At 28.9% G+C, this 8,888-nt stretch carries 9 protein-coding genes; 5 read left to right on the top strand and 4 right to left on the bottom strand.

Annotated features, from left to right (window positions below):
* The first annotated feature begins 515 nt into the window (after positions 1-515).
* The 5 genes from Q0H31_RS12390 to Q0H31_RS12410 all read left to right on the top strand — a co-directional run bounded on the left by Q0H31_RS12390 (position 516) and on the right by Q0H31_RS12410 (position 5,180).
* Positions 516-1,154, top strand: a complete 639-nt coding sequence (locus Q0H31_RS12390; protein WP_295298641.1) for a nucleotide exchange factor GrpE — start codon at positions 516-518, stop codon at positions 1,152-1,154.
* A 34-nt stretch (positions 1,155-1,188) separates the two neighbouring features.
* Positions 1,189-1,398: a hypothetical protein gene (locus Q0H31_RS12395; RefSeq protein ID WP_013243548.1), complete on the top strand. Its 210-nt coding sequence runs from the start codon at positions 1,189-1,191 to the stop codon at positions 1,396-1,398.
* A 64-nt stretch (positions 1,399-1,462) separates the two neighbouring features.
* Positions 1,463-3,382 carry a molecular chaperone DnaK gene (gene dnaK, locus Q0H31_RS12400; RefSeq protein ID WP_295298643.1) on the top strand — a complete coding sequence of 640 codons (1,920 nt, stop codon included), beginning with the start codon at positions 1,463-1,465 and terminating at the stop codon, positions 3,380-3,382.
* Between the two features lie 533 nt (positions 3,383-3,915).
* The gene (locus tag Q0H31_RS12405) at positions 3,916-4,266 is read left to right on the top strand and encodes a tRNA-binding protein (RefSeq protein ID WP_014933545.1); all 351 of its coding nucleotides are present in this window, start codon (positions 3,916-3,918) and stop codon (positions 4,264-4,266) included.
* A gap of 155 nt (positions 4,267-4,421) precedes the next feature.
* Positions 4,422-5,180, top strand: coding sequence for a sirohydrochlorin cobaltochelatase (locus Q0H31_RS12410; protein ID WP_295298646.1), 759 nt, complete (start codon positions 4,422-4,424; stop codon positions 5,178-5,180).
* Between the two features lie 14 nt (positions 5,181-5,194).
* On the opposite strand, the gene asrC is transcribed toward Q0H31_RS12410, so the two are convergent.
* From asrC to Q0H31_RS12430, 4 genes are all read right to left on the bottom strand, one after another.
* Positions 5,195-6,163: a sulfite reductase subunit C gene (gene asrC / locus Q0H31_RS12415; RefSeq protein ID WP_295298648.1), complete on the bottom strand. Its 969-nt coding sequence runs from the start codon at positions 6,161-6,163 to the stop codon at positions 5,195-5,197.
* A gap of 11 nt (positions 6,164-6,174) precedes the next feature.
* Positions 6,175-6,963: an anaerobic sulfite reductase subunit AsrB gene (gene asrB / locus Q0H31_RS12420; protein ID WP_295298650.1), complete on the bottom strand. Its 789-nt coding sequence runs from the start codon at positions 6,961-6,963 to the stop codon at positions 6,175-6,177.
* A complete protein-coding gene (asrA, locus tag Q0H31_RS12425; protein ID WP_295298653.1) occupies positions 6,960-7,967 on the bottom strand; it encodes an anaerobic sulfite reductase subunit AsrA in 1,008 nt (335 codons plus the stop codon). The genes asrB and asrA overlap by 4 nt, the downstream gene beginning before the upstream one ends.
* A gap of 115 nt (positions 7,968-8,082) precedes the next feature.
* Positions 8,083-8,772, bottom strand: a complete 690-nt coding sequence (locus tag Q0H31_RS12430) for a Crp/Fnr family transcriptional regulator (RefSeq protein WP_295298655.1) — start codon at positions 8,770-8,772, stop codon at positions 8,083-8,085.
* Positions 8,773-8,888 lie beyond the last annotated feature (116 nt).

The following is an 8,888-nucleotide window of genomic DNA, read 5'->3' on the forward strand; positions in this document are numbered from 1 at the left end:
AGCTATTTATATTATAAGGAATACCTACTTTATTTTAACTAAAAAACGTGCAATATCTATGGCTCCTAAACAGATATTTTGATATTTTGCCTTGACATTTGTTTAAATTCTTATATAATATTAATTGTATTGTTAAATAATACAATTTTTCATAAACCTCCTTATCACCCTGCAGATCCTTTCTCGGGGTGATACTTTTTTAAACACCTTTTTATAATTGAATGTATAATTATTAAACATGTATTATTTGTATAAATGTTTTATTATTAAACATAATATATTGCTATCTTGTCTATGTTTTAATAAATGTGTAATTTTAATAATTTCTATAATATTTTGATAAATAAAACTAATAATCCAATCATGTATTAGCATTTTATGCTATTATTTTTATGTTTTTTAATAAATATAATAATAAAAAGATAATATTTTTGGCACGATTATTGCATATATTATAGGTGTAACTTCTGTAAATAATTAAGAGGAAATTAAAAAGGAAACAAAAAGGAGATTAAATGCAAGAAGAAGAAATGAAAGAAGGCAATGAAGCTGCTAGTAAGGGTAGTGAGGACATTGCAGAAAATAATTCTAATGCAGAAGCTAATGAAATTAATGAGACTAATGAAGTTAATGAAGAACAAAAAGAAAATTTAGAAAATAATGAAGATGAAATTAGCATTCTAAAAAAGAGAGTAGAAGAGTTAGAAAATGAAGTTTCTGATATGAAAGATAAATATATGCGTGCTATGGCTGAGGCAGAAAATATTAGAAAGAGAACTGCCAAAGAAAAAGCTGACGGCATAAAGAGAGCTAATAAAGGTTTATTATTATCTCTTATCAATTTTATGGATAATTTTGAGAGGGCATTAAAATCTTTTGATAATGATGAAACTATAAAGGGAAGCGAATATTATAAGGGCGTAGAATTAATACATAAACAGTTTATAGATTTTTTAACTGATAACGGTGTAACTGAAATAGAGGCATTAGGAGAGGAGTTTGACCCTAACTTGCATGAGGCATTAACTATGATAGAAGCAGCTGATATTGATAAAGAGCAGGTTGTAGAAGTTTATGCTAAGGGCTACAAATTAAATGATGAACTTTTGAGAACGGCTAAGGTTGTGGTTGGAAAACCAAAAGCAACTGAATAATAAATTTTTATTTACTTTATAAGGAGATTTTTATATGGCACATATTCAACTTTTTAGAGCTTATTTTGAACCTAAAGATTCAAAGAAAGAGAGCATAAATCATATTAATAAGGTTTTGCAAGATTTAACAGATGAGATTAACAGACATATAGAAAACAGAGAAGTTATCAATGTTGATCTTAATACATCACATTTAGGCAATGGTCATACTGAATATATTGTAAGCGTTCTAACGAAGAATTAGACTTACAGACTTTAATCGTACATAAACATATATATTTAATTAATATTTTAAGGAGAAATTTATAATGAGCAAAATTATTGGAATAGATTTAGGAACTACAAATTCATGCGTATCTGTAATGGAAGGCGGAAAACCTGTAGTAATAACAAACAGCGAAGGAAACAGAACAACACCTTCTATAGTAGCATTTACAAATAAAGGGGAAGTATTAGTAGGTCAGCCTGCTAAAAACCAAATGGTAACTAACCCAGAAAATACAATCTTCTCTATAAAAAGATTTATGGGTAACACTTATGCAGAAGTATCAGAAGAACGTTCAAGAATGCCTTATACAGTTATAGAGGAAGATGGAAAAGTAAAAATTAAAACACTTGAAGGAAACTTTACTCCTCAAGAGATAAGTGCAAGAACACTTCAAAAGATGAAACAAACAGCTGAAGAGTATTTAGGAGAAACTGTAACAGATGCAATCATCACAGTACCTGCATATTTTAATGACAGCCAAAGACAGGCAACAAAAGATGCCGGAAGAATTGCTGGGCTTAATGTATTAAGAATAATAAACGAGCCTACAGCTGCTGCTTTAGCTTATGGTATGGAAAAAAAGAAAGATGAGAAAATAGCAGTTTATGACTTGGGCGGCGGTACATTTGATATATCTATACTTGAATTAGCTGACGGAGTATTTGAAGTAAAAAGTACAAACGGTGATACACATTTAGGCGGTGATGACTTTGACCAAGCTATAATTAATTGGCTAATAGAAGAGTTTAAGAAAGATACAGGCGTTGATTTAAATAGCGACAAAATGGCTTTACAGAGATTAAAAGAAGCTGCTGAAAAAGCCAAAAAAGAACTTTCAAGCTCACTTCAAACAGATATCAATTTGCCGTACTTGACAGCAGATGCATCAGGTCCTAAACACTTGAATGTATCTTTATCAAGAGCAAAATTTGAGGATTTAGTAAGAGACTTAGTAGAAAAAACTCGTATCCCATGTGAAAAAGCATTGAAAGATGCAGGACTTTCTACTAGCGATATAGATGAAGTTATACTTGTTGGAGGTTCTACAAGAATACCTTTAGTACAAGAGACAGTTAAAAACATATTTGGAAAAGAGCCGAACAAAAGCGTAAACCCAGACGAAGCAGTGGCAATGGGTGCTGCAGTACAGGGCGGTATTATTAAAGGTGATGTTAAAGACGTTCTTCTTCTTGACGTTACTCCGCTTTCACTTGGTATTGAAACAGAAGGTTCAGTAATGACTGTTTTAATCAACAGAAACACTACTATACCTACAAACAAAAAACAAGTGTTCTCAACAGCAGCAGACAATCAATCATCTGTAACTATTAGAGTATTACAAGGTGAAAGAAAAATGGCTAATGACAACAGAGAGCTTGGAAGATTTGATTTAGTAGGAATACCTCCTGCACCAAGAGGCGTACCTCAAATTGAAGTTTCATTCGACATAGACGCTAACGGTATAGTACATGTTACAGCTAAAGATTTGGGTACTGGCAAAGAGCAGAAAATAACAATAGCTTCTTCAAGCGGACTTAGCGAGGAAGAAATAAACAAAATGGTTCAGGATGCAGAAAAACATGCTGAAGAAGATAAGAAGAGAAAAGAGGAAGTTGAGGCTAAAAACAATGCTGACCATATGATTTATCAGACAGAAAAATTGTTAAAAGAAAACGGCGATAAATTACAGCCTTCAGATAAATCAGAGATTGAGTCTAAAATGAGTGCTTTAAAATCAGCAGTAGAATCTAACAATACAGACAGCATTAAAAGAGCTACAGACGATTTACAAGCAGCATGGAGCAAAGCTTCAGAGGCTCTTTACAAACAAGCAGGGGCACAGCAAGGACAAGCTGATGCAGGACAACAGCAAGCACAGCAAAACACTAACCAAGATTCAGGCAGAAAAGATGACGGCGTAGTTGATGCTGACTATGAGGTTGTTGATGACAATAAATAATAATATAGATAAAAAGTAAAAGTTGAATATATAAAGTCTAGTAGGCGGTTGGAAGTTAATTTTTAAGAATTGATTTTCAGCCGCCTATGTTTTTTAAATTATAATAAAATTCTATTTGACGATTTTTCTATGAGATTAAAATATATAATTGTATTTCATCATATAAGTTTTTTGTTCAAATTTTTCCAGTAGCAAAAAGTGCAAGTGTTTTAGCTTTGTATGTTGTTAATATATATAAATGAATGTAAGATAATATCTATATTTTTATTTATATATAAAGCTATATTTTATAAAATGCAGTCTTTTTGGTTCTTTTGGTCACAAAAAGAACTGGGGGCGTGGGGGCTAGTCCCCACAAATAAAAAACTTATAAATTTTATAATGATTGAAAAATATCAGAATAATACTATCTATACAAAATACAACTTTATTTTTTTTTGACAAAATATAGCTGTTTCAGTATAATAATTAATATTTATTTAGTAAAATCTTTAATCAAATAAAAAATTAATAATTTATAAACGGATTTATTTATGGAAAATAATATTAAAAATGAAACTACTTTTGATAATTTTCTTTCGCTCGATATTAGAGTAGGTACAATCATAGAGGCAGAGGATTTTCCAAAGGCTAAAAGACCAGCATACAAATTAAAAATTGATTTTGGAGAATTGGGCATAAAGGTGTCATCTGCTCAAATTACAAAACTCTACAAAAAAGAAGATTTAATCGGAAGAAAAATCATTGCTGTTGTAAATTTCCCAAAAAAACAAATTGCTAACTTCTTTTCTGAATGTCTTGTTCTTGGTGCTGTAAAAGAAAATAATGAAGTTGTTTTGCTTAGCATTAACGAAGAAGCAGAAAACGGAACCCCTATAGGATAATTTTTTAATATAATAAAATAATAACATATAGCTATGCCTATTTATGTAGATTAATTTTATACTTTTACAATAATAATAATATTTAATGTATATACTCTTTTAATTGAAATTTGATTATAAATTGATTATAATATTATTATTATGGAGTAAAATTTATGTTAGATAAAAGTATAATATTATTATTTCATGGTGCAAACAATTATAAAGAAACTGATAAAATGTATTCTGATATAATAAAGAGATTTGAAAGTGAGTTTAAAGATTTTTATATAACAGATGCTTATAGTTCAAGTGCTATAAGAAAAATGATGAAAGAAACTTCTGATTTTCCGGCAGTTAAAGATAGATTAGATGAGCTAAAAAATAAAAATATAAAAGAAGTATATATTGCTCCTATAGTTTTATTGCAAAATAAAGACTATATGCGTATATTCCATACTACAGTACCTTTTAAGAATGATTATTCTATATTGAAATACGGAGAATCATTATTATCTATTCCAAGTGATTATGATAATATGGTCTCTATAATAAAAGAAAAGTTTAATGATTATAATAATTATACATATTTGTTTGTAGGACATGGTGGAAAGCATCATTCTAATTCTGCTTATGGAATGCTTGCTTATAAATTAAGTCTTCAAAATGAGTCCTATTTATCTATTACTTTCTCTGAAGGTATAAGCTTAGATGAAATAAAAGATAAACTTTTAAAATTAAACAAAAAAGTATTAATAATCCCAATATTAATATCAAAATCATTTCATTATAAGAATGATATATTAGATGGTATATTTAATGCTATAAAAGAATTAGGAATTAAAGCTGAAGTATTCGATAAAACTTTAGGGGAATGGGATTCTTTTATAAATTTATGTATAAATAAAACCAAAAAACTTATAAATGAAAATTAAAATATTAGTTTTATTTAAACATAATGTATACCTTTCCAATAAACAGGAGTATAAACTTCAGCTATATCTGGAAGCACAACATCTTTTAAAGCCCACTTTTTAAACTCTTCAAATCCTGTTCTATCAACTATATATCCTATATGCTCTTTTCCGCCCGGAGCAGTTAAGTCTATATATTGTTTTACATATTCATAAGTATTTAATATAATTTTTACTATGCTGTCTTCGTCAGCCCATTTTATAAAGTCTTCACCAAGTCTTGGATTTTTCTTACCGGTTCTTCCCATTATTGTAAGTCTGTAATATTTCTTTTCGCTTCTAGTCCAAGCTCTCATAGGACATTGAATCACGCATTCTCCGCAGCCTATACAGCCTTTATGATTTCTCTCTATTTTATAATTAACCATGCTAAGAACATCAGCAGATTTTCTTTTACATGATTTTATACAAGCTTTGCAGCTTATACATCTGTCTTTTTCGTATTGAGGGTGAGTCATTCCAATAATACCAAAGTCATGCATTCTCACTTTAGCACAATCATTAGGGCAGCCTGTTAAAGCTACTTTAAAATGTAAATCATTTGGAAATATTGCTTTTTCTATTCTTTGAGCAAATGCTGTAGTATCATAGCAGGCAAAAGGACAAACCCTATTTCCAATGCATGCAGATATATTTCTTGTCCCAGATGAAGTGTAACCTTTGCCTTTCTCATCTTGATTAATATTAAGTCCTTCTATTATTGGCTGTAAAAGTTCATTAACTTTTGGCATGTCTTCCATTTTTATATCAGGAATTTCTAAACCCTGACGAACTGTCATATGAATTGTGCCGTTGCCGTAATTGTCTGCTATATGTTTTATAATATCCAAATATTTAACATTTAAATGCCCTCCGGGAACTCTTATCCTTGAAGCAGTTAAACCTCTTTTTTTGGTAATACGAAAAGCATTTTTTTTAAGTTTTTTTACGTTTATATCTAACATACAATAAACTCCTAATCTACTAAAGTTTTACCTTTAACATAATTAAACACAGGACCGTCTAAGCAAATATAAACATCATCTATCTTGCAATGTCCGCATTTGCCTATACCGCAGCACATTTTTCTTTCATAAGATACCCAAATATTCTCTTCTTTAAGTCCAATTTTTTCTAATTCCATTATAGAGAATTTCATCATAGCAGGAGGACCAACTACTATTGCTATACTATTGTCAGTGATTTTTAATTCTGGTATATATTTTGTTACAAGACCTATATTTTTATTATAACCTTCAGGAGCCGCATCAACTGTTAATATAAGATTCATATTTTTTTCCCATCTTTCAATATCTTCTCTAAACAAAATATCATCAGGACTTTTGAAACCGATAATAGCAGTCATATCTTTTCTTTCGTTTTTGTTGTTGCTGAAATAATCTATTACCCCTCTTACAGGAGAAACACCTGTACCTCCAGCAATTATTATAATATCTTTGTTTTTATATAAATTAACATCAAATCCGTTTCCATAAGGTCCTCTCATAAAAAGCTTGTTTCCAACATACTTTTCAAATATTTCATTTGTAACTTTTCCTACTTTTCTTATAGTTAAATCAACGCTTCCTTTTTCTATGCCGCTTATTGATATAGGAGCTTCTCCAAATTTTGGTATTGATACTTCAAAAAATTGTCCAGGTTTGGATTCTCCGTTATATGACATCTTAAAAGTATATTCAATCTCTGTATGTTTTTTTATATCGAGTATTTCAGACAAAAAAGGTAAGTATTCATTACTACTCATTTAGATACCTCCTTCATAGCATCTTTTAATTTATTAATGCAGTTAGAGTATGATATATATTCCGGACAAGCATCGTCGCATCTTCCGCATCCTACGCACATAGTATATCCATTTCTTTTTTTATAATCAAAAACCTTATGCATAACCTTAAAACGCATACGCTCTCCATTTTTCTTTCTGTAAGCTCCGCCTCCAGCAACATCAGTATATTCATCTACCATACAAGAAGCATGTACCCTTCTTCTCTCTCCAACCTTTCCATTATCAGTATAAAAAATATCCTGCATAGTAAAGCATGTGCAAGTAGGACATACAAAATTACACCTTCCGCAGTTAATGCATCTTGTGTCATATTCGTCCCACATCTTTGATTTATAAACATCTAAACTTAAATCTTCAGCTACTTCTACTTTAATATCATTTTCTCTTACATAATCTATCTCTATATCTGATTCTTTATACTCTTTAAATAAACTCTTAAACTCTTCGCTCTTGCAATCTATTTCAAAATAGTTATCTCTAATATTTAGAGCAAAATCATATTCATCGCATTTATTACTATTCATACTAACACAAAAACAATTATCAAAAGACTCAGAGCAGCCTATAAGAGCAAATTTTATATTCTCTCTCAAACGCTTATAATAATAATCTTCAAAACCATTTTTAAGATATATTTGATCTAATCTTTTTATAGCATGCAAATCGCAGCTTCTTAAAAATATTAATGCTGTTTTTTCTCTTTCAATATTAGCCTCTTTTATTTCATCTTCTGTAAAATAAAATAAAGTTTGAGTAATCGGCAAAATAGATTCTTTAAATGAATAATTAGATTTTTTATTAAATTCTATATCATCAATATTTGAAATATAATCATATCTTACTATATCCGTATCAGAAAATGTTCCTGTACCTTTGAAATTTTTAGGAGCATAAATCAAATAGTGTTTTTTTAGATTGTCAACCAGATTTTGAAAATCCGATTTATCTAACTTATATCCCATGCTGTATACCTCCTTTTAATTATATATCTATTATAGATGTTATTAAAAATAAGTATGTGATATATATCACACTGCAATATTAAAATTTTATTAAGAAGTTATTTTATTAAATAAATTATATATCATAAAAGTAATTTCTTAACTTTTCTATATCTTTTATAAATATAAAATTGTCTTTAAATTCTATAAAACCTAATTCTGATAATTTCTTAATTTGTCTTGAAACAGTCTCTCTTCTTGAGCCTATTAACTCGGATATATATGTTATACTTAATGGTACATTTATTTTTACTATGTTTTCACAATATATGCCATTATCTTTTACTAATTTTAATAATTTTGAAGCTAATTTTTTTTCGCATTCTAAATTGTTTGTAGTGTTTTGCAGCTGACGGTATAGCCTTCTTATATTTAGAGACATTAAATCTAATATAGCTTTAGATAATGCAAAATCTTTTTCCATAGCCTTTATAAAAACATTTGATGGTATAAGCATAACATTAGAATATTCTAAAACCTCACAGTTTATAGAAACTTTTATATCTTGTATGCTATGTTCATTTAATATTTGTCCTTCTCCAAATATAAAAATTATTTTTTTATCACCGAAATTATTTAGCTTATATAAAGCTGCTTTGCCTGATACTATTATATATATACTATCAATTTTATCTTTATCCATAAATATATGTTCTTTTTCTTTGTATGCTTTTAGATTGGAGAATTTTTTTATATATTCTATAGTTTGAAGATTAATATTTTGGAATATTTTTATTTTACTAAACGCTTCATCTAATGTAATCATAACTTCTTATTAAACAATATAATTATATGAAAAAAAGTCAATTGCACAGGAGCCAGACATATTGCAGTTAGGAATTCCTTAATTTCTTAAAGTATAGCATAGGTGTATCATAATTT

The organism is uncultured Brachyspira sp., assembly GCF_934747485.1.
Classification (GTDB): domain Bacteria; phylum Spirochaetota; class Brachyspiria; order Brachyspirales; family Brachyspiraceae; genus Brachyspira.

What these genes read in the sequence shown, in the direction of transcription:
- asrC (WP_295298648.1), bottom strand. Translation starts at nt 6,163, where the DNA reads ATGTTAGATATAAACGTAAAAAAACTTAAAAAAAATGCTTTTCGTATT.
- dnaK (WP_295298643.1), top strand. Translation starts at nt 1,463, where the DNA reads ATGAGCAAAATTATTGGAATAGATTTAGGAACTACAAATTCATGCGTA.
- Q0H31_RS12430 (WP_295298655.1), bottom strand. Translation starts at nt 8,772, where the DNA reads ATGATTACATTAGATGAAGCGTTTAGTAAAATAAAAATATTCCAAAAT.
- Q0H31_RS12390 (WP_295298641.1), top strand. Translation starts at nt 516, where the DNA reads ATGCAAGAAGAAGAAATGAAAGAAGGCAATGAAGCTGCTAGTAAGGGT.
- asrB (WP_295298650.1), bottom strand. Translation starts at nt 6,963, where the DNA reads ATGAGTAGTAATGAATACTTACCTTTTTTGTCTGAAATACTCGATATA.
- Q0H31_RS12410 (WP_295298646.1), top strand. Translation starts at nt 4,422, where the DNA reads ATGTTAGATAAAAGTATAATATTATTATTTCATGGTGCAAACAATTAT.
- asrA (WP_295298653.1), bottom strand. Translation starts at nt 7,967, where the DNA reads ATGGGATATAAGTTAGATAAATCGGATTTTCAAAATCTGGTTGACAAT.
- Q0H31_RS12395 (WP_013243548.1), top strand. Translation starts at nt 1,189, where the DNA reads ATGGCACATATTCAACTTTTTAGAGCTTATTTTGAACCTAAAGATTCA.
- Q0H31_RS12405 (WP_014933545.1), top strand. Translation starts at nt 3,916, where the DNA reads ATGGAAAATAATATTAAAAATGAAACTACTTTTGATAATTTTCTTTCG.